Origin of the sequence: Enterobacter cloacae complex sp. P17RS (assembly GCF_014895885.1) — a bacterium.
In the GTDB taxonomy this organism is placed as follows: Bacteria; Pseudomonadota; Gammaproteobacteria; order Enterobacterales; family Enterobacteriaceae; genus Enterobacter; species Enterobacter bugandensis.
The window spans coordinates 81067-99083 of sequence record NZ_JADBQK010000024.1 but is presented as its reverse complement, the minus strand read 5'-3'; the positions used below and the strand labels follow the sequence as shown (position 1 = coordinate 99083).

21 protein-coding genes are annotated in these 18017 nt (G+C 59.0%); 3 read left to right on the top strand and 18 right to left on the bottom strand.

Features of this window, described 5'->3' with window-relative positions:
* Position 1: 1 nt before the first annotated feature.
* The 15 genes from IM265_RS17960 to IM265_RS17890 form a co-directional block, all read right to left on the bottom strand.
* On the bottom strand, positions 2 to 580 hold the full coding sequence (locus IM265_RS17960) for a DUF3261 domain-containing protein (RefSeq protein ID WP_049138150.1): 579 nt from the start codon (positions 578 to 580) through the stop codon (positions 2 to 4).
* Complete coding sequence (locus IM265_RS17955; RefSeq protein ID WP_182034967.1) at positions 577 to 2901, bottom strand: MMPL family transporter; 2325 nt, start codon at positions 2899 to 2901, stop codon at positions 577 to 579. The genes IM265_RS17960 and IM265_RS17955 overlap by 4 nt, the downstream gene beginning before the upstream one ends.
* Positions 2870 to 3475: an outer membrane lipoprotein carrier protein LolA gene (locus IM265_RS17950; RefSeq protein WP_045631452.1), complete on the bottom strand. Its 606-nt coding sequence runs from the start codon at positions 3473 to 3475 to the stop codon at positions 2870 to 2872. The genes IM265_RS17955 and IM265_RS17950 overlap by 32 nt, the downstream gene beginning before the upstream one ends.
* On the bottom strand, positions 3472 to 3894 hold the full coding sequence (locus tag IM265_RS17945; protein ID WP_182034969.1) for a thioesterase family protein: 423 nt from the start codon (positions 3892 to 3894) through the stop codon (positions 3472 to 3474). The genes IM265_RS17950 and IM265_RS17945 overlap by 4 nt, the downstream gene beginning before the upstream one ends.
* Before the next feature lie 3 nt (positions 3895 to 3897).
* Positions 3898 to 5589 (bottom strand): glycosyltransferase, encoded by a 1692-nt coding sequence (locus IM265_RS17940; protein WP_182034971.1) that lies wholly within the window; start codon positions 5587 to 5589, stop codon positions 3898 to 3900.
* Positions 5580 to 5933: a hydroxymyristoyl-ACP dehydratase gene (locus IM265_RS17935; RefSeq protein WP_182034973.1), complete on the bottom strand. Its 354-nt coding sequence runs from the start codon at positions 5931 to 5933 to the stop codon at positions 5580 to 5582. The genes IM265_RS17940 and IM265_RS17935 overlap by 10 nt, the downstream gene beginning before the upstream one ends.
* Complete coding sequence (locus IM265_RS17930) at positions 5920 to 7281, bottom strand: acyl-CoA synthetase (protein ID WP_182034975.1); 1362 nt, start codon at positions 7279 to 7281, stop codon at positions 5920 to 5922. The genes IM265_RS17935 and IM265_RS17930 overlap by 14 nt, the downstream gene beginning before the upstream one ends.
* Positions 7274 to 7861 (bottom strand): hypothetical protein, encoded by a 588-nt coding sequence (locus IM265_RS17925; protein WP_045259379.1) that lies wholly within the window; start codon positions 7859 to 7861, stop codon positions 7274 to 7276. Before IM265_RS17925 ends, IM265_RS17930 begins: the two co-directional genes overlap by 8 nt.
* A gap of 6 nt (positions 7862 to 7867) precedes the next feature.
* Entirely contained in the window at positions 7868 to 8119 is a 252-nt protein-coding gene (locus tag IM265_RS17920; RefSeq protein WP_024908875.1) for an acyl carrier protein, read from the bottom strand.
* Between the two features lie 10 nt (positions 8120 to 8129).
* Entirely contained in the window at positions 8130 to 8387 is a 258-nt protein-coding gene (locus IM265_RS17915; protein ID WP_028014701.1) for a phosphopantetheine-binding protein, read from the bottom strand.
* A complete protein-coding gene (locus IM265_RS17910) occupies positions 8368 to 9183 on the bottom strand; it encodes a 1-acyl-sn-glycerol-3-phosphate acyltransferase (RefSeq protein ID WP_048960820.1) in 816 nt (271 codons plus the stop codon). Before IM265_RS17910 ends, IM265_RS17915 begins: the two co-directional genes overlap by 20 nt.
* Entirely contained in the window at positions 9180 to 9902 is a 723-nt protein-coding gene (locus IM265_RS17905) for a beta-ketoacyl synthase chain length factor (RefSeq protein ID WP_041911891.1), read from the bottom strand. The genes IM265_RS17910 and IM265_RS17905 overlap by 4 nt, the downstream gene beginning before the upstream one ends.
* Before the next feature lie 47 nt (positions 9903 to 9949).
* Positions 9950 to 11014, bottom strand: a complete 1065-nt coding sequence (locus IM265_RS17900; protein ID WP_193031696.1) for a class I SAM-dependent methyltransferase — start codon at positions 11012 to 11014, stop codon at positions 9950 to 9952.
* 68 nt (positions 11015 to 11082) lie between these two features.
* The gene (locus IM265_RS17895) at positions 11083 to 11472 is read right to left on the bottom strand and encodes a hypothetical protein (RefSeq protein WP_193031694.1); all 390 of its coding nucleotides are present in this window, start codon (positions 11470 to 11472) and stop codon (positions 11083 to 11085) included.
* Between the two features lie 328 nt (positions 11473 to 11800).
* Positions 11801 to 12850 (bottom strand): AI-2E family transporter, encoded by a 1050-nt coding sequence (locus tag IM265_RS17890; protein ID WP_041911893.1) that lies wholly within the window; start codon positions 12848 to 12850, stop codon positions 11801 to 11803.
* Between the two features lie 145 nt (positions 12851 to 12995).
* Between IM265_RS17890 and IM265_RS17885 the strand changes: the two genes are divergently transcribed.
* Complete coding sequence (locus IM265_RS17885; protein ID WP_193031692.1) at positions 12996 to 14213, top strand: MFS transporter; 1218 nt, start codon at positions 12996 to 12998, stop codon at positions 14211 to 14213.
* A 4-nt stretch (positions 14214 to 14217) separates the two neighbouring features.
* Here IM265_RS17885 and IM265_RS17880 read toward each other — a convergent pair whose 3' ends face one another.
* Together IM265_RS17880 and IM265_RS17875 are read right to left on the bottom strand one after the other, a co-directional pair.
* Positions 14218 to 14775, bottom strand: a complete 558-nt coding sequence (locus IM265_RS17880) for a DcrB family lipoprotein (protein WP_028014694.1) — start codon at positions 14773 to 14775, stop codon at positions 14218 to 14220.
* A 72-nt stretch (positions 14776 to 14847) separates the two neighbouring features.
* Positions 14848 to 15513, bottom strand: coding sequence for a 7-cyano-7-deazaguanine/7-aminomethyl-7-deazaguanine transporter (locus IM265_RS17875; protein WP_028014693.1), 666 nt, complete (start codon positions 15511 to 15513; stop codon positions 14848 to 14850).
* 167 nt (positions 15514 to 15680) lie between these two features.
* On the opposite strand from IM265_RS17875, the gene tusA reads away from it, so the two are divergent.
* Complete coding sequence (gene tusA / locus IM265_RS17870; RefSeq protein WP_008503071.1) at positions 15681 to 15923, top strand: sulfurtransferase TusA; 243 nt, start codon at positions 15681 to 15683, stop codon at positions 15921 to 15923.
* Positions 15924 to 15987: 64 nt separating this feature from the next.
* Here tusA and yhgN read toward each other — a convergent pair whose 3' ends face one another.
* Positions 15988 to 16581 (bottom strand): NAAT family transporter YhgN, encoded by a 594-nt coding sequence (yhgN, locus tag IM265_RS17865; protein WP_003861574.1) that lies wholly within the window; start codon positions 16579 to 16581, stop codon positions 15988 to 15990.
* Positions 16582 to 16758: 177 nt separating this feature from the next.
* Here yhgN and asd point away from each other — a divergent pair, with 177 nt between their 5' ends.
* Entirely contained in the window at positions 16759 to 17862 is a 1104-nt protein-coding gene (gene asd / locus IM265_RS17860) for an aspartate-semialdehyde dehydrogenase (protein ID WP_022649649.1), read from the top strand.
* Positions 17863 to 18017 lie beyond the last annotated feature (155 nt).

The following is an 18017-nucleotide window of genomic DNA, read 5'->3' as shown; positions in this document are numbered from 1 at the left end:
CTCAGTCACCCAGATATTGAATGGTGATGTGGTATTTGAATACGTGTTGCTCGATGCTGATCGGCTCGCGCTTGCCTTTGCGCTGGAGATAGACAATCTCCGTCACCAGCTTGCCGCTGGCGTTGCGCAGCTCGCGCCGATCGCCATTGTCCGTTAACGTCCAGCCCTTCGGCAACTGCGGCTGCCAGGCGCTAATCGGCCAGTGGCTGAGCATCACGTCGGCCAGCACCTGGCTGGCGGGCGGCAGCTGCGGCACGACGATCGACTGCTCGGTATGAATACCGCTCTCGTCGTACGTTGCCAGGAACAGGCGAATGCCCACGGAAGAGAGGCCGGCCAGCGTGACCTTATGCGCATCCGCGTTGAGCATCACCAGCAGGGACTGCGTTTGCCCGTTAAAGCTGCCGGTCAGCAGCTGCTGGGAGCTTACCGCCGGGCTGATGCCGGGCGGCGGCAGAGTGACTTTGGTGCCAGGCTGAAGCCAGGCCTGAGGCCGCGTCTCCTTGGTATCGGTCGAATGGCTGCAGCCTGCCAGCAGCAACACCGCGGCCAGCGCGACGGCGCGATAAACAGCGTTCATTTACGTTTTCTCTCTTTCTTATCCGGCATCGCCAGCGGTGCCAGCAGGAAGGCGGTGAAAATACCGCTCACCAGCACAATACCAAAGCTGCTGATGGCCTGGGTGGCGCTGAAGACGAGCATGCCCAGCGTCAGCAGGGTGGTCATCATGGCCAGGGTAATCGCCAGCATCGAAGTCAGCGGCGTACCGCGCGGGTTGCTGAAGAACAGCGTGTAGTTAATACCAATGCCGAGCACCAGTACCAGCGCCAGCAGTGAAAACAGATTTACCGGGTGGCCCGTTGCGGCCAGGACCGCCAGGCCGCAACTCAGCGACAGTACGGACGGCACCAGGCTTATCAACCCTTTGCGCCAGCCGAGGCGCAGCATCGCCCCGCAGGCAATCACCGCCAGCGCCGCAAACAGTAGCCCCGTCAGCAGCGTGCGGTAGAGGGCAAACAGGCTGTCAAAGCTGGCCTTGCGGTCCACCCAGACGACGCCGTCATAGCGCGCGGCCAGCTCACCGAGCGCCGCGCTGTTTTTTGCGCCGTCCACCGGCACGAGCACGCCGCTTTCCCCGCCCGGCAGGGTCAGCCAGAGCAGACGCCAGCCCTCGCTGGCCGGACTTTCAAGCCACGCGTCCACGCTGACCGGCATGGCGTCCAGATTGGGGGAAACGGCGTTGAGCCCTGCGCTTTTCAGCACGTTCGTCACCGCAGGCGCGGCGTCCCGCAGCAGCGCAAGGTCGCTTTTCTGGCGGGCCAGCGAGTTCAGCGGCAGGGTGCGCCAACGGGTGAGATCCCCCGCCTTTTGCGCCTCGGCCAGCGCGGGAGTAAAGGCTTCCAGCCGCTCCAGCGTTTGCTGGGGCGAAGCGCCATGCACCACAAACCATTTCTGATCGACGCTTTGGCCGGTCAGGGCGGTAATGGTTTTCTCCTGCGCCAGAATATCTTTCGGCAGCGCCTGCAGCTGGGCGATGTCGTCGTCCACCTTCAGGGTGCTCATTCCCACTGCGGAGAGCAGCGCCAGCGCGACGGGCAGACCAACGGACAGTTTTTTACTGCGTCGCCAGGCGGCCAGCCAGCGCAACATCAGGACCATAAAGGGAACCGGGCGCACCGGCAAACCCCGGCACAGCCACGGATGCCAGAAAACTACCGTCAGGCAGGAGGCGCTCAGCCCCGTCGCGGCAAATACCGCCATCTGGCGGATCCCGGGGAAGGGGGCCAGCATCATAATCAGGTAGGCGGCGACGGTCGTCAGCAGCGCCAGCAGTAGCGCATTGCGCACTTTGGCCAGGCTTTGCCAGGGGGAGTGATCCGCGCCGTGCACCATCCGTTCGGTCAGGTAGTAAAGCGTATAGTCGGCCGAAATACCGATGATGCTCATGCTCATCACCAGCGTCATCAGGTGCAGTTCGCCAAAGAGCAGCAGCGTCACCACCGTGCCCGCCAGTGCGCCGATGGCAATGGAGAGCACGCTCAGCAGCAGCGGGCGCAGAGAGCGGAACACCGCCACGATCAGCAGGAACACCCCAAGCAGGGTGGCGATGCCCAGCGTTGAGACGTCGCGTTTAGCCTGCTGGCTGGCATAATCGCTGTAGAACACCGTCCCGCGCGAAAGCAGCTGCGCCTGCGGGTAACGCGCTTTCAGCGTCTGTTGCAGCGCGTTAAGCGTCGTCACGAGCCGGTGGGTCTGCTGCATATCAAATGATGAGCCCGCCAGTTCGCCGTGCAGCAGATACCAGTAGTTTCCCGCTTCATCTTGCGTGACCAGCCAGCCGTCCATCAGCCGCAGCTTCTGGCCGTTTAGCGCCAGGGCGAGCTGCGAGCCGCGCATCAGCATCAGCGGATCGTTTTGCAGCTCTTTACCGCTGACGCCGGAGAAGGCGGAGTAGAGCTGGGATAAAATCCACTGCGCCTGCGCTTCTCCGCCGTTTTGCAGGCGGGCGCGGGTGGTCGGATCAATCAGCCCGTTGCGGTGCTGCCAGAAGAACTCTCCCCAGGCCTTTTGCCCGGCGGCGTCCATCGGGCCTTTGACCTCGCGGAGCGCGTCGCTGCTGTGCAGCAGTTCAAGCCACTGCTGCGCCACGCGCGGATCGGGTTCTTTGCCGGGGCTGACCAGCCAGACCAGCTGGCGGTCGAGACGCTGCATAAACCCGTCGTTGAGCGCCGGAGGGATCGCCCCCAGCGTCTGCTTCGGCAGCATGGCCAGCACGCTGCTGTTCAGCCGCGCGCCGGGCAGCAGCGACAGCAGCACGCCCAGCATAACCAGACATACCGTGGCCCACAGCAGCGCCGGGCGCAGGGATTTACGGTGCGGCAAAGCGTTGGCGTTCGTCATCGGTCAGGCTGGCGGGCGTCAATTGGTGGTTTGAAAGGGCGATATCGGTACGGTCGCCCTGCCTGTCGTTCAGGCGGATCGTCTCAAGATAGGTCGCGCCGCCCAGATCGAGGGTGGCGAAAATCTTGTCCAGCGGCGTCGTTTTTGGGGTAAGCACCAGCGACCAGCGGCCCGCGCCCAGGTCTTTAAAATCGATGCGGAAGTTCTCTTCCAGCACCTTGCGGTCGGCCTGGAACAGGGCCCGCAGCAGGTGGTTGAACTGGAACATCTGCGGATTATTGTCGGCGGTGATGGTCTGCGGCGGCTGGCCGTTGATCGCCTGAACCATCCGCTTGTCGTCCAGCAGCAGCGTCATCGGAAACGGCGCTTTTTGATCCCACAGCAGGCCGCTGTCGCGGGCGATCAGCATCTCGCCCTGCGAGCGCAGCGGCTGCGGCATATCTTTTATCGTGCGGACCTGTTCGAAGTGCGCGCGCACCACGGGCTGCTCGGTGAAACGCTGCTGCAGTTCATCCAGCGTCACGGCGCTGACCAGCGGGCTGACGATCAGCGCCAGCAAAGGCAACCATTTCATGGCATGACTCCCATACGTTCAAACAGTACTGCCGGACTGACAAAGCACATTTCGCGGGTGGCTTCTTCCACCGCCACCTGGATGGTGTAGCCGGTGGTGGTGCGTTTGCCGCTCTGCGCATCGAAAATTTGATAGGCAATGCGCAGGCGGTTTTCATACTCTTCAATCTGCGCGCGAACGCGAATGCGCTGCTCAAAGGTCACCGCATCGCGGTATTTCACCCGCGTGTCGACAACGGGCCAGACGTAGCCGGAGGCTTTCATCTGGCGATAGCCATAGTCAAACTGATTGAGCAGCGCCTCGCGGGCGATCTCAAAGTAGCGGAAATAGTTGCCGTGCCAGACCACGCCCATCATATCGACGTCGTGGAACGGAACGGTGATCTCAACTTCAGTCGTAAAGCGGGGATCGGTCAGCACCCTTTACTCCTTCTCTCTGGACTCTGGCAGATGCCAGAAATCGAAAAAATTAAACCAGTCGAGCGGCGACATCAGGGCGTAATGCTCCAGCCGCTGCGCGTAGCGATCGACGGTAGCCTGCAGCGCCTGCTGGCGTTCCCCGCGCGGCAGGATCAGCGGGTCGGCAAACGGCTCGCTGTGCAGGACGAGCTTACCCTGCTGGCGCAGGGCGAAAATCAACACCACCGGACAGCGCAGGATGGAGGCCAGGATAAACGGCCCCTGAGGGAACGGTGCGGGCTGGCCCATAAACTGGCTCCAGATCACCCGCCACTCGCCGCCACGCTGCGGGTTGACGGCGATGCGGTCGCCCACGATCGCGACCCATTCTCCGCGCTCAAGCTTCTCTTTGATGGCAATGGCGGTGTCCGGGCCGATGTCGGTGACCGACATCAAATTCACGCCGGCCTGGGGCGCCATTTCGCTCATAATTTGCTTAAAACGCCGGGCGTTCTCGCTGAAGACCAGGGCGTTGATGGTTTTGCTGCCGTCCAGCTGGGCCAGCGCCCGGCAGGCTTCTACGTCGCCAAGATGCGAGGCCAGCAGCAGCTTGCCCTGCGGCGCCGCGATATTAAGCGTTTCGCTCGCGCCGGGAGCAAAGACCACGTCGCGCTTAAACTTCAGCTCGCCGCGCCAGCTGGCGACTTTGTCCAGCATCGCGTTGCCGAAGCGCATGAAATGGAAAAAGCTGTTGAGCCGTTCTGGAACAGGCATGTTCCGCTGCATCAGCACCTGCTTCACGCGTGCAATCCACTGCCGCGAAGCCTGCCGCGCCGGACGCGCGATCAGCCAGTAGACGCCGATAACCGGCCACAGCAGCACGGTAAACGCCCGCCGCCCCAGCAGCTGCCAGACACGCAGCATCAGGCGCATGCCCCACAGGCCTTTAACCTCCTGCTGCTGCGCCCAGTGTTGGCCGCGTCGACGGAAGAGCAGGCCGGGAATGCGCGGAAGCATGCCGAAGAACAGCCGGGTATGCATCAGGGAGATCCGCACGTTATCTTTCAACGCGTCGAAGTGGGACAACCCGTCCTGCGGATAGGTCACGCGGGTGGGCAGAAAGACGCTGGTGTTGCCCTGCCAGTAGAGACGGACCATCACTTCGGTGTCAAAGTCCATCCGTTTACCGAGCGTTTCACGCGCGGCGAGCCGCAGCGTGGGCGAGACCGGGTAGACCCGAAAGCCGCACATGCTGTCTTTAAGCTGCAGGGATAAGGTCTCAATCCATACCCAGACGTGGGTGACCCAGCGCCCGTAGAGCCGCGAGCGCGGGATGGAATCATCGTAAACGGGCTGGCCGGAAATCAGCGCGTCCGGGTGGCGCTCCGCCAGCGCCAGCATTTTGGGAATATCTTCGATGGCATGCTGGCCGTCCGCGTCCACCTGCAGGGCGTGGGTATAGCCCGCACGCGCGCACTCCTCCAGCCCCCTGATGACCGCGGCACCTTTGCCGGCGTTTTGCGCCAGACGGACCAGCGTCATCTGCGGCTGTTCCGCCGCCAGCCGCTCAAGCTCCTGGCGGGTGGCGGCTTCGCTGCCGTCATCCACCACCAGGCACGGCAGGCCAAACGGCGAGAGGCGCGACAGCACGCTGGCCATTGTGGCGCCGTGGTTGTAGCACGGGATCAGCACGCAGGGGCGGAAGGTTACTGACATAGACGAATTTTCCCGCTGCTGGCGGTATGGCGTTCAGCCCCGTCATGACGCAGGTAGCTGAAGGTCAGCAGTTTGCGCCCGGCATGCCACTCAAGCACCAGCGTCACCGTGGTTTCCGGCAGCAGAGGCGCCTGGAACTTCACGTTTTGAATGCTGTGAAAGCGGTAGCCCGGTGCCAGTAAGGTCGTTGCGTAGTGCATCACCCAGTCAAGCTGCGCAACGCCGGGCAGCAGCGGCTGTACGGCAAAATGGCCCTGAAACCAGAACAGAGAGGCGTCGAGATGCAACACGATCTCCAGCTTCTCCGGCTGTGCCTGATGGCGCTCGATTTCATGAAGTTTCATGAAATAACTCCTCTAACTGCGCATAGACACGCTTGTTCATACTGTTTACCGGCATCTCATCGACAATGCGCCAGTAGCGTGGAACGGCGACCGGCTCAAGCCACGGCAGCAGGGCGCGTCGCCAGGCGAACTCCTGCGCTTTTTTATCCTGCAGATGCCAGCGCTGACGAACCGCCTCATCCAGCACCAGCAGGACGCCAATCCCCTGACGGCCCCCGCGCGTAACCGGCAGCGCAGCCGCCTCGCAAACGCCGTCGAGCTCCAGCAGGCGACGCTCGATCTCGTTAAGCGAGATGCGCTTTTCTTCAATTTTGACCACCCGCCCGCGACGACCGGCGATGCTGAAAAGCCCCGCACTGTCGAAGTGGAGGATATCGTCCAGCTGGAGTCCTTCAGCCTCATGGATAAGTGGCGAAGTGACGCGGCAGGCGTCATTTTCCTGATGGAAGTTTACGCCGGGGAAGGGTAGCCACGGCAGGTTATCTTCCACGCGATGGCGCCAGGCGAGGATCCCGGTTTCGGTGCTGCCATAAATTTCGTCCGGCCAGATGTTAAGCCAGCCAACCGTGGTGGAGACGTCACGCCAGGGCAGCATTCCGCCCGCGGAAATCAGCATCCTGACGGGCGGCGCGGCCAGCTCGGTATCCAGGCGCTTCAGGAACGCCGGACTGCTGATGAACAGGTAATGCCGGTCATGAGGAAGGGCGGCCAGCTGCTCTGCGTAGTAGAGCATCGCGGCATGCAGCGGCAGGCCCATCGCCATCGGCAGTACGATGCGAAATGTCAGGCCGTAGAGATGTTGCGGGACGACGGAGGCCACAACGCTACAGCCAGCCAGGCGTTCGCCGAAGCGGTCAGCCAGCAGGCGGGCTTCGCGATCCAGGCTGACGATGTGCTTAACCACCCGGCGCGGCGCTCCCGTGGAGCCGGAGGTGAACAGCTCGACGAAGCGGTTTTCGTTAATCTCCGGCAGGGGTACCCAGCGGGCGATCGTCTGGTGGCGGGAGGCTACCACAATCAGCTGCCCGTCAATATCGAGGGACCGATCGCTCAGGACGCCGCTAAACAGCGGCTGCTGCTCCTCAAGCAGCGAAACGCGGCTATGGCCGGGAATGACCGGCGTTTTACCAGCATGCAGCGAGGCCAGCAGCGCAACGATAAACAGGTAGCTGTTTTCAAAGCACAGCGCCCAGCGCTCGCCTTCCTGCTGACGCAGGGTGTCGACCAGTAACGTCACGTCGTGGCGCAGCTGGCCCAGCGTCCAGGTACGATCGTCGAGCCAGGCGACGGGCGTGTCGTCAGGGCGGGGCGCGTTTAACCACTGGCCCAGCGGAAGGGGGTTATTCATTGTGCATCTCTTTTTTTATCACCCGCTGGCGCACCAGCCACTCTGCCGCCATCAGCGTCCCCATCAGGATGTAAGCCACCATACCGTTCCACAGCGTCCACAGATGCATGTCGCCGTGCAGGACGGTATACAGCGCCATCGCCCCGTTGCCGATGAAAAATCCGCACCAGACGAGGGTCACCCTGCGGGTATAGCGCACGCCCTCCGGCGGCAAATTGGGCTCTCGCAGGCGCGCCAGGCGTTCGACCAGCGGCATCGCTGTCCAGAGCGAACCGCCGAACACGGCGAGCATTACAAGATTAACGACCACAGGGTAAAACAGCAGCCACTGGTGGGTTTTCAGCAGGTAGCTTGCCGCGCAGAGCGCGATCCCCGCCAGCGCCACGCACTGCACCACATACCGCATCGGGCCGGTGTTACGCCGCGCCTGACGCAGCCGCAGCAGCAACAGCAGCGCCATCACCGGCAGCAGCCACGGCAGGCTGTTATGCGTCAGCCCAAATCCAATCAGGAAGGGCCACGCCAGCAGCATCAGCCCCGTCAGAAGTGGGATGACCGGGAACGTCCGTCCACCACGCACGGTGTCTTACTCTTCGCGCAGCAGCTGTTCGACGGCGTCTACCACATCCTGAACGGTACGAACCGATTTGAAGGTTTCCGGCTTGATTTTCTTACCGGTTTTCTTCTGCAGATGGACAATCATGTCCACCGCGTCAATGCTGTCCAGCTCCAGGTCTTCGTAAAGACGGGCTTCGGGCGTAATGTCCTGCGGGTCGATTTCAAAGAGTTTGGTCAGAAGGCCGCAGACTTCCTGATAAATGGTTTCTTGTTCGGTCATAGTTCACATCTCAGGCGCGTTGGGCGTGGATAAAGGACGCCAGGGTGGCGACGGAAAAGAAGTGCTGGCGCATCTCTTCGCTTTCGGCAGAAAGCACCACGCCATACTGGTTTTTCACCGCCAGACCCAGCTCCAGCGCGTCGATAGAGTCGAGACCCAGCCCGTCGCCAAACAGCGCGGCATCGGTATCAATATCCTCTGCGGTAAGCTCGTCCAGATTCAGCGTGGTGATAATGAGATTCTTAATTTCAAGATAAAGCGCTTGCATCATTAATTCCTGACAAAGATTGAAGGCCTGATGTTAATCGATGCTGCAGGTGCCGGTTTAACTGCCTTGCCGCCAGTGCCGGTTCTTGTTGCCTTGCATCGTAAAATTCGTCGATGTTCACGCGATCGCGCACATCGACGGTAAAGACAGGTTTTGCGGGCGGTACATCATACCAGCGGCTTTTTTTATCCAGCAGGTGCTCGCTGCAGTGGATGAGTACGATCCGCAGATCGCTGCCGCAGCGCACGGCGATATTTGCCGCGCCGCGCTGGAGGGACATCGCCTCACCTGGGCGGGTACGCGTCCCTTCCGGGAAGATTAACAGCGTGTCGCCCTGGGCCAGACGCTGCTGGCTGGCGGCGAGCAGGGGCTCGGCCTCGCTGTTAATCAGATAATCCGCCGCGCGGATAACGCCGCTGACAAACGGATTGCGCAGTAACGCGCTTTTCACCAGACAGTCGGTTTCGGGCATTACCGACGCCAGAATCACGTAGTCAATTAACGTAGGGTGGTTAGCCACCACCAGGCAGCCCCGATCGCCGCGCAGAGCATCAAGATTGTGGATGCGATAGTCCAGCACCCCGGTGCCGCGGGCAACGGTTAAGAAGAAGCGGAAGCTGGCCGCGATGCTGCGGCGCGCCAGGCGACGGCGTTTGGCGCGATCGCGCTGGGCAATCAGCAGCAGGTTGAACCAGACCAGCGACAACAGCAGCCCGCCCGCGCCAAACAGCACGAAGCAGAATCCGGTCATGACCAGACGCCATAGCCAGTTGATCCGGGCGGTCAGGCGGTTCATTGGCGCGCCCACTGCCACAGCAAACGTTCGCCGGGCACCACAAACTGCCGTTCCTCGCGGAGATAGCGTTGCAGGAACATCAGGCTTTGCGGCAGGGCGGCTTCCTCGCCCGTGCTGCCGCTGCGGGTTTCGCACTGCCATTCGCTGCCGGCTTCAATCACCAGCGCCACCGCGTACGGCCAGGTAGGCATCTGCGGCGGTAACGCCGGATGGTAAAATTCCGGCAGCGCGCCGTCAAAATCCACCAGCAGGACGCGGGAGTAGCCCGCATGCAGCAGGCTCAGCACTTCACACAGGGCCTGCTGGAAGGTGTCCAGCCCGGCGGAAATGGATGATGAGACAACAGGCTGGCGAGCGGCGATCGTGAGATTGCCCACCGCGGAATTATGCACGGACATGGCGAAGTCGGTAGGCGAGACGGCCTGCCCGGTCGCCAGCGTATGCAGAATACGGTAATTGCGCTCCAGCTCGCCGTGGCGGCTGGAATAGACGACGGCGTCTATGGCGTGGCTTTGCAGCATGGCAAGACCAATATCCACCGCCAGCTTACTGCCTGAGTTAAGGCGGCGCGCGGTCATCATCGGTAACGCGGTCAGGCGGGGTAGAGGAGCCGTCGGGTCGATGGTCGACTGCAGGCGCGACCACGCCTGCCACTCTGCGGCATCGCTTAGTCCTGGCGCTCTTGCCTGCCAGTCAATAATGTTCAGTGAAAATTTCATCTACGCGCGTCCGCGGAATACCGTATTCAAAGGGCAGCCAGGCTGCGCTATTGTTCACGTTTGGTGCAAATTAACAGGGTATGACCTACCCCAAGGTTATCCAGCCGCTGTGCTATGCTGAAGCCCGCCCTTTCCAGGTAGTGATAAAACTTCTCTACGCTGTAAAACCGGCTATTGCCATTCGCCATACAGGTGAAATAGAGCGAGGTGGCATTCAGGCTGAAAGCCGCCGCTTCATATTTCTGGGCATCCCAGAAAAGCTCCATGATGCACAACCGTGCGCCAGGCTTCATGACCTCTGCGACGCGCGTCAGCATGGCGACAATCTGATCCGGAGAGAAACAGTCGAGGAACTGGCTCATCCACCAGACGTCGGCATCTCCCGGCAATGCCGACGGACTAAGCATATCGACAGCATGGAATCCAATACGATGAGAAAAACCTGCTTTTTCGATGTTTTCCTGCGCCAGCGCTATCTGCTGCGGGAGATCGAGGATCGTCACGGCAACATTGTCGTCATAGCGGCAGCAGCGTAACGACCATTTACCTGTATTTCCGCCCACATCGTACAATTTTGTCGGCGAGCTTGCGAATATATATGGCAACACAGCGTCAAAAGCGGCGTCGGAATAGTAATGATCGAAGGCAAACCAGCTCTCTTTTGCCGGGGCAGGAAGCTGGGATAAAGCCGGATAGATGGTTGGCCAGTCGCCAAACACGGATAATCCAGCCGGTTTTTCTTTCTGCAGGGCATCGGCCAGATGAAATAACCCCTGGTAACAGACGTCCTGCGTGAAATCCATATTAACGCGGGTCATGGTATCGTGGAGTAAGAAATGGCCCACTTTCGCCAGGAAATAATGACCTTCTTTATAAGTAATTATCCGCCCGCTTAATCCCATGTCTAACAATACGCTGACGGCATAACTGCTCAGGGTACTGTTTTCGGTTATTTCGTCGAGGCTCGCCCCCTTATTACCCTGTTTATCGAGCCAGGCGAGAACGCCCGAGTTACGCAGACAAAGCGCGGTCTGAAATAACATCGGCGCAAAAGCGATGCGTTGCGCTTCGGTAATGGCATCCAGCGCGCTGAGCGTGTCCTTTTCGTACATTGTTGCGTAACCTTTCAGGGTAAGAAATGAGGTTATCGGGCCATGTCCGGCCCGACTTTAGAAAAATATTACAGCGCGGCACCCGCAGAAAGGTTCAGCTGAATATCGTGGTCGAGGTTGTTCACCCAGCGGTTATAATTTTTGTGAATTTTACCGTCTGCCGCTTTCAGGTTCAGGCTGCTTTCGTAATTAATTGAATAACTTGTCGCAGAGTAGAGGATACGCACCTGGACCGAGTGATCGCGTGCCTGCAGACGGCCCTTAATCACGCCCGGGCCCGCTTCCGTCATGATCCAGTCACGCTTCTGGCCTGCTTTCAAAATGGCTGTTTTCACCTGATCGGCAGTATGACCTGCGCTCACGACAGAGTGAACCTGAGCAATAGGGGCGGTACGCGCACAGCCAGCCAGTGCGCCAACGAATACGGCGGCAGCGCACCATTTAACGAGCTTTTTCATCAACAACTCCATATCAATAATAACAATTAAAGGTAGTGTTTTTTACAAATAAGCATCACCAGGCTTAAGGATTAAGGATTAAGTCAGGTGTGTTTTTAATCAATATTAATGTTTACATTACGTCGTCGCTAAGGCGGGGTATAATATCACGCAAAATAATTAATCATTCCGTTTTTTTTTAATTTGCTTTAAGGGGGTGTTGCATTTAAGCGAAATCTGGGTGAGTTGATAAAAAACGGAAGGAATAAGCCTTAACGCAAATAAAAATACCGCGACGGTGAGCGTCGCGGTATTTGACGGTATAAACCCGTTTACACAGACAGATACATTACCCCGGCAACCGGCTTTTCGGCCGCCCCGGCCCAAGCAGGATCGCCAGCTTGCTGCCCCCTTTGGTGGTTTCCATCCAGATTTTACATACGCTGGTCAGCGGGACCGACAGCAGCATGCCGACAGGGCCCAGCAGCCATCCCCAAATCAGCAAGGATAAAAACACCACCAGCGTCGACATGCCCAGCCGGTGCCCCATCATGCGCGGTTCAAGAATGTTGCCCAGCACCATATGCACGACGAGGAACAGCGCTCCGACCAGCATACATTCGTAGAAACCGTTAAACAGAAACGCCTGAATCATCGGCGGCACGGCGGAAAGCACCGCGCCAATATTCGGCACGTAGTTCAGCAGAAACGCCAGCACCCCCCACATCAGCGCGAACTGAACATCCATCAGCATCAGCCCCAGCCAGACAATAATCCCGGTCCAGACGCTTAGCAGCGTTTTCAGCGCCAGATATTTGGAGACGCCCTTTAAGGCGCGGTGTAGGCCGGCAATGTGTATTTGCGGGTTATTTAAAGCAAAGCGCAGCTTATACGGAACATGGCGCACTTCGAACAGCATAAACACCACCGTCATGACCAGCAGCAAAATGCTGGCCATCGCGCCGGAAAGACCGGTCATCAGCGTGGTGGCGTAGGTCATGACCTTCTCGGAATCCATCCTGCGCAGCATCCGTTCTGGGGAAATATGCAGGTTAAGAAAGGGCATCATCTCCTGCAGCGCGACGATTTTACGCGTCAGCTCTTTATTGTACTGCGGCAACATGGTGGAGAATTCGCTCAGCGATGCCGCCAGTACGCCGAAGAGCGCCGTCAGGCCAATCAGCATCACGATAACCACGATGGTGATGGCCACCGGGCGGCTCACGCCCCGGCGTAAAAACCAGGTCACCAGCGGATTGAGGACAATGGCAAAAAAGAGCGCCAGCAGGAGCTGGACGATAATGTCAGCGGCAGCATGTATACCCGCAAGGATAACCACCAGACAGGCGAGTTTTAATAAGATGTGGAGTCCTGCTTTATCGGGCTGGGGAGCTAACATGCGCGTTCCTTAATAAGATGACCCGATAAGTGTAGTGCCTTAGGGCCGCTTCGTCTGGCACCGATAATCTGAAAGTCGGGGCTGATTTTCTTATTGCTCCGTGGTAATAGTGAAACACTGTTGCAAAAAATTCAGGTAGAACCCCATGCCAGAACCTGCCGCCGAACCGGCGCTGAGCGGATTGCGCCTCAATCTGCGCATTGTTTCCGTCGTTATCTTCAACTTTGCCAGCTATTTAACGATCGGCCTGCCGCTGGCGGTTCTGCCGGGCTACGTCCATGACGTGATGGGTTTTAGCGCGTTCTGGGCGGGGCTGGTCATCAGCCTCCAGTATTTCGCCACGCTCCTTAGCCGCCCGCACGCCGGGCGCTACGCCGACCTGTTCGGTCCCAAAAGCATTGTGGTAGTGGGATTGTGCGGCTGTTTCCTCAGTGGTCTGAGCTACCTGCTGGCTGCCGCTACCAGCCACTGGCCGCTGGTCAGCCTGGCGCTGCTTTGCCTGGGCCGCGTCATTCTCGGGATTGGGCAAAGCCTGGCAGGAACCGGCTCGACGCTATGGGGTGTGGGGGTTGTCGGTGCACCACACATTGGCCGGGTTATCTCGTGGAACGGGATCGTCACCTACGGGGCGATGGCGCTCGGCGCGCCGCTTGGCGTGGCCTGTTACGCCTTTGGCGGTCTGTATGGACTGTCGCTGACCATTATAGCGGTCGCGCTTGTGGCGATACTGTTTGCGCTGCCGCGCCCGAAGGTGAAGGCCAGCAAGGGCAAGCCGCTGCCGTTTCGGGCCGTGCTGGGGCGCGTCTGGCCGTACGGCATGGCGCTGGCCCTGGCGACCACCGGCTTCGGCGTCATTGCGACCTTCATTACCCTGTTTTATGACGCCAAAGGCTGGGAGGGCGCGGCCTTTGCGTTAACCCTCTTCAGCAGTGCGTTTGTTGGCGCCCGCCTGCTTTTCCCGAACGGTATCAACCGTCTGGGCGGGCTGAACGTAGCGATGATCTGCTTTACGGTAGAGATTGTCGGGCTGCTGTTAACCGGCATCGCCAGCGCGCCCTGGATGGCGAAAATTGGCGTCTTCCTGGCGGGAGCCGGTTTCTCTCTGGTCTTCCCGGCACTGGGCGTGGTGGCGGTTAAAGCGGTGCCGCAGCAGAATCAGGGGGCGGCGCTGGCGACCTATACGGTATTTATGGATATGTCTTTAGGCATAACCGGGCCGCTGGCGGGGCTGGTGATGGCCTGGGCGGGGGTACCGGTGATCTATCTTGCCGCGGCGGGTCTGGTGATAATTGCCCTGCTGCTGACGTGGCGGCTAAAAAAATGGCCCCCGGTGCAGGCACCGGAGGCCACGTCATCGTCGTGAAGGGTTACTGGATCACGATGGTGTTAATGATGTTTTCAGCAGCCGTCTGCGCTTTCTGCTGATCTTCCGCTGGCAGGGTGATCTGCAGGGTCAGCAGTTTGTTATCAACCTTGCCCAGCACCACAGAAGACCAGGCGGTCTGGCCTTTAGCGGAGATGATGCTGTCCAGCTGCTGCAGCTTATGGCCTTTCAGCTCGATGGATTTATTGGTTACCACCTGCAGCTGCGGGTCGCGGCCGCGCTGCTGGTCTTCCAGACGTTTGGACAGGACGGCCAGGTCTTCGCTGGTGTCGTCGCCCACAATCACAATGACCGCTTTCTGGCCGGTTGCGTCGGAGTAAACGTGCATGTTATTCGCCTGGGTGCCCAGCTTGCCGCTCTGGTCAGTCATATCGGCTGGCAGAGAGAAACTGAGTTTGCCATCCATCAGATTCACCGGCTGACCGGTCGCGTTGCTTTCTGCGGATGCGCCCTGAGCAGGCGTTTTCGTGTCGCTGTTATCACAGGCTGCAAGACCCACAACCAGCAGGCCAATCCCGACATATTTAACCAGATTGCGCATTGACTTCTTCCTTTCGATAAACGGCCATAGCGGCTCATTCACCCATCTTATCACAACTGATAAAGCGAACCCTTAACCAGCCTGCAATGCCGTGATTTCAGATTTATCTGCCAGCCTTTTCAGCAGCATATTCAGCAGCACGCCGTACATCGGCAGGAAGAAAACAATGCTGATGAGCACCTTGAAGCAGTAGTCCACCAGCGCGATCTCCATCCAGTGCTCGGCCATAAAGGCATCCGGGCTGCGCCAGAAGGCGATGAAGAAGAAGGCCAGCGTATCGCTCACGTTGCCGAACAGCGTGGACGCGGTCGGTGCCATCCACCAGCGGTGATTCTGACGCAGGCGGTTAAACACGTGCACGTCGAGGATCTGCCCCAGCGCGTAGGCCATAAAGCTTGCCGCGGCGATACGGGCGACAAACAGGTTGAAGTGTGTCAGCGCCTCAAAGCCTTGCCAGCTTCCCATGTAAAACAGGGAGGAGATCACGTACGAGATGAACAGCGCCGGAAGCATGACCGCAAAGATAATGCGGCGTGCCAGCGGTGCGCCGAAGATACGCACGGTCAGATCGGTGGCGAGGAAAATAAACGGAAAGCTGAACGCGCCCCAGGTGGTATGAAAACCAAAAATGGAGATCGGGAGCTGCACCAGGTAGTTGCTGGAGGTGATCACCAGCAAATGGAAAAGCGAAAGCCAGAACAACGCTTTTACGCGCTGTGATTCAGAGAACTGCGTCATATTGTGACCTTTTTATACGTTGGGGTGAGGGAACCCAATAAAAACCGCAGCATGATACTGCTTTGGCTGGACATTGCAATGGTTGGTTTTTGCGCAATCGTTAACCTGGTTTGCATTGCCCGCGCCGGGGCGTAAACTACTGCCGTTTTTATCTGACCGAGAAGATCATGACCGACCTGTTTTCCAGCCCAGACCACACCCTTGATGCCCAGGGCCTTCGCTGCCCGGAGCCGGTAATGATGGTACGTAAGACCGTGCGTAACATGCAGACCGGTGAAACGCTGCTGATTATTGCTGACGATCCGGCCACCACGCGCGATATTCCCGGTTTTTGTACCTTTATGGAGCATGAACTGGTGGCGCAGCAGACCGAGGCGCTGCCGTACCGGTATTTGATTCGTAAGGGGTAGGTGGGCTGTCCTCTGCGGCCTGATGCCCTCACCCCGGCCCTCTCCCACGGGGAGAGGGAGAAAGTCATCCTTTCATCCACGCCCGGATGCCGTCCAGGAACATCTGCGTCGCCATCATTACCAGAATCAGCCCCATCAGACGCTCCAGCGCGTTCACCCCTTTCTCACCCAGCAGGCGCAGGAACAGCGACGACTGCAGCAGAATAATAAATGTTCCGCCCCAGGCAATCAGCAGGGCAATCACCAGATGGCTCATCTGATTCGGATACTGATGCGACAGCAGCATCAGCGTCGCCAGAATGGTTGGCCCCGCGACGAGGGGAATCGCCAGCGGCACGATAAACGGCTCTTCGCCTGCGGGCAGGCCGCTGCTGCTGCCTTCGGCGCTCGGGAAGATCATCTTAATGGCAATCAGGAAGAGAATAATCCCGCCGGAAATGGAAACCGTTTCGGCGCGCAGGTTCAGGAACGCGAGAATTTTTTCACCGGCAAACAGGAAGATAAACATCACCAGCAGGGCGATAAGCAGCTCGCGGATCATGATCGCCCGGCGGCGCTTCGGCTCGGTGTGCTTCAGCACCGACATGAAGATGGGCAGGTTGCCCAGTGGATCCATTATCAGGATCAATAAAACCGCTGCTGAAATGATTTCACTCATGTAAATTATCCCTGAAACTCTCTATGGTTATTATGATAATTAGCTGTATTTCTGATTGCCGGGCAATCATCGATTAATTTCGCTTGCGACTTTGGCAGCATTTTGTAATGTGAAGCATATCCCAGTTCAATACTGGCTTGCACAATCAGCACACACCCTCAGCAGGAAAAAAATGCTATGAAAAACGTTGGTTTCATCGGCTGGCGCGGTATGGTCGGCTCTGTACTCATGCAACGCATGGTTGAAGAGCGCGATTTCGACGCTATCCGCCCGGTCTTCTTCTCCACTTCCCAGCTCGGCCAGGCTGCTCCGTCCTTTGGTGGTACCACAGGCACGTTGCAGGACGCTTACGATCTGGAAGCGCTGAAGGCACTCGACATTATTGTGACCTGCCAGGGCGGCGATTATACCAACGAAATCTATCCAAAGCTGCGTGAAAGCGGCTGGCAGGGCTACTGGATTGACGCGGCCTCTTCACTGCGCATGAAAGACGATGCCATCATTATTCTCGACCCGGTTAACCAGGACGTCATCACCGACGGCCTGAACAACGGCGTGAAAACCTTTGTTGGCGGCAACTGCACCGTCAGCCTGATGCTGATGTCACTCGGCGGCCTGTTCGCGCAGGACCTGGTGGAGTGGGTCTCCGTGGCGACCTACCAGGCCGCGTCCGGCGGCGGCGCGCGCCACATGCGCGAGCTGCTGACCCAGATGGGCCAGCTGCACCAAAGCGTCGCGACCGAGCTGGCAAACCCGGCGTCCGCCATCCTCGACATCGAGCGCAAAGTCACTCAGCTGACCCGCAGCGGCGAGCTGCCGGTGGATAACTTTGGCGTACCGCTGGCCGGCGGTCTGATCCCTTGGATCGACAAACAGCTGGATAACGGCCAGACCCGCGAAGAGTGGAAGGGCCAGGCGGAGACCAACAAAATCCTCGCCACCGCGAATACCATTCCGGTTGACGGTCTGTGCGTGCGTATCGGCGCGCTGCGCTGCCACAGCCAGGCCTTCACCATTAAACTGAAAAAAGATGTGTCTATTCCGACCGTGGAAGAGCTGCTGGCCGCGCACAACCCGTGGGCGAAAGTGGTGCCAAACGATCGCGATATCACCATGCGTGAACTGACCCCGGCTGCCGTTACCGGCACGCTGACCACGCCGGTTGGCCGCCTGCGCAAGCTGAACATGGGGCCGGAGTATCTCTCCGCGTTCACCGTCGGCGACCAGCTCCTGTGGGGTGCCGCCGAGCCGCTGCGCCGCATGCTGCGCCAGCTGGCGTAATAATTTGTTAAACACGGGGGGTGATTGTCACCCCCTTTTTTTGCGTACTACAGGGAGTAAAACGCAGATGTCTTATTTTTTATCAGGAGGAACCACGACGTTGGCTATGCTTTAAGGAAGATTTATTTCTCACCTGAGGGTAGGGCGGAGCAGAG

Excerpts from the sequence above, each read along its gene's own strand:
- IM265_RS17960 (WP_049138150.1), bottom strand. The coding sequence starts at position 580 with ATGAACGCTGTTTATCGCGCCGTCGCGCTGGCCGCGGTGTTGCTGCTG.
- IM265_RS17955 (WP_182034967.1), bottom strand. The coding sequence starts at position 2,901 with ATGACGAACGCCAACGCTTTGCCGCACCGTAAATCCCTGCGCCCGGCG.
- IM265_RS17950 (WP_045631452.1), bottom strand. The coding sequence starts at position 3,475 with ATGAAATGGTTGCCTTTGCTGGCGCTGATCGTCAGCCCGCTGGTCAGC.
- IM265_RS17940 (WP_182034971.1), bottom strand. The coding sequence starts at position 5,589 with ATGTCAGTAACCTTCCGCCCCTGCGTGCTGATCCCGTGCTACAACCAC.
- IM265_RS17935 (WP_182034973.1), bottom strand. The coding sequence starts at position 5,933 with ATGAAACTTCATGAAATCGAGCGCCATCAGGCACAGCCGGAGAAGCTG.
- IM265_RS17930 (WP_182034975.1), bottom strand. The coding sequence starts at position 7,281 with ATGAATAACCCCCTTCCGCTGGGCCAGTGGTTAAACGCGCCCCGCCCT.
- IM265_RS17920 (WP_024908875.1), bottom strand. The coding sequence starts at position 8,119 with ATGACCGAACAAGAAACCATTTATCAGGAAGTCTGCGGCCTTCTGACC.
- IM265_RS17915 (WP_028014701.1), bottom strand. The coding sequence starts at position 8,387 with ATGCAAGCGCTTTATCTTGAAATTAAGAATCTCATTATCACCACGCTG.
- IM265_RS17910 (WP_048960820.1), bottom strand. The coding sequence starts at position 9,183 with ATGAACCGCCTGACCGCCCGGATCAACTGGCTATGGCGTCTGGTCATG.
- IM265_RS17905 (WP_041911891.1), bottom strand. The coding sequence starts at position 9,902 with ATGAAATTTTCACTGAACATTATTGACTGGCAGGCAAGAGCGCCAGGA.
- IM265_RS17900 (WP_193031696.1), bottom strand. The coding sequence starts at position 11,014 with ATGTACGAAAAGGACACGCTCAGCGCGCTGGATGCCATTACCGAAGCG.
- IM265_RS17895 (WP_193031694.1), bottom strand. The coding sequence starts at position 11,472 with ATGAAAAAGCTCGTTAAATGGTGCGCTGCCGCCGTATTCGTTGGCGCA.
- IM265_RS17890 (WP_041911893.1), bottom strand. The coding sequence starts at position 12,850 with ATGTTAGCTCCCCAGCCCGATAAAGCAGGACTCCACATCTTATTAAAA.
- IM265_RS17885 (WP_193031692.1), top strand. The coding sequence starts at position 12,996 with ATGCCAGAACCTGCCGCCGAACCGGCGCTGAGCGGATTGCGCCTCAAT.
- IM265_RS17880 (WP_028014694.1), bottom strand. The coding sequence starts at position 14,775 with ATGCGCAATCTGGTTAAATATGTCGGGATTGGCCTGCTGGTTGTGGGT.
- IM265_RS17875 (WP_028014693.1), bottom strand. The coding sequence starts at position 15,513 with ATGACGCAGTTCTCTGAATCACAGCGCGTAAAAGCGTTGTTCTGGCTT.
- tusA (WP_008503071.1), top strand. The coding sequence starts at position 15,681 with ATGACCGACCTGTTTTCCAGCCCAGACCACACCCTTGATGCCCAGGGC.
- yhgN (WP_003861574.1), bottom strand. The coding sequence starts at position 16,581 with ATGAGTGAAATCATTTCAGCAGCGGTTTTATTGATCCTGATAATGGAT.
- asd (WP_022649649.1), top strand. The coding sequence starts at position 16,759 with ATGAAAAACGTTGGTTTCATCGGCTGGCGCGGTATGGTCGGCTCTGTA.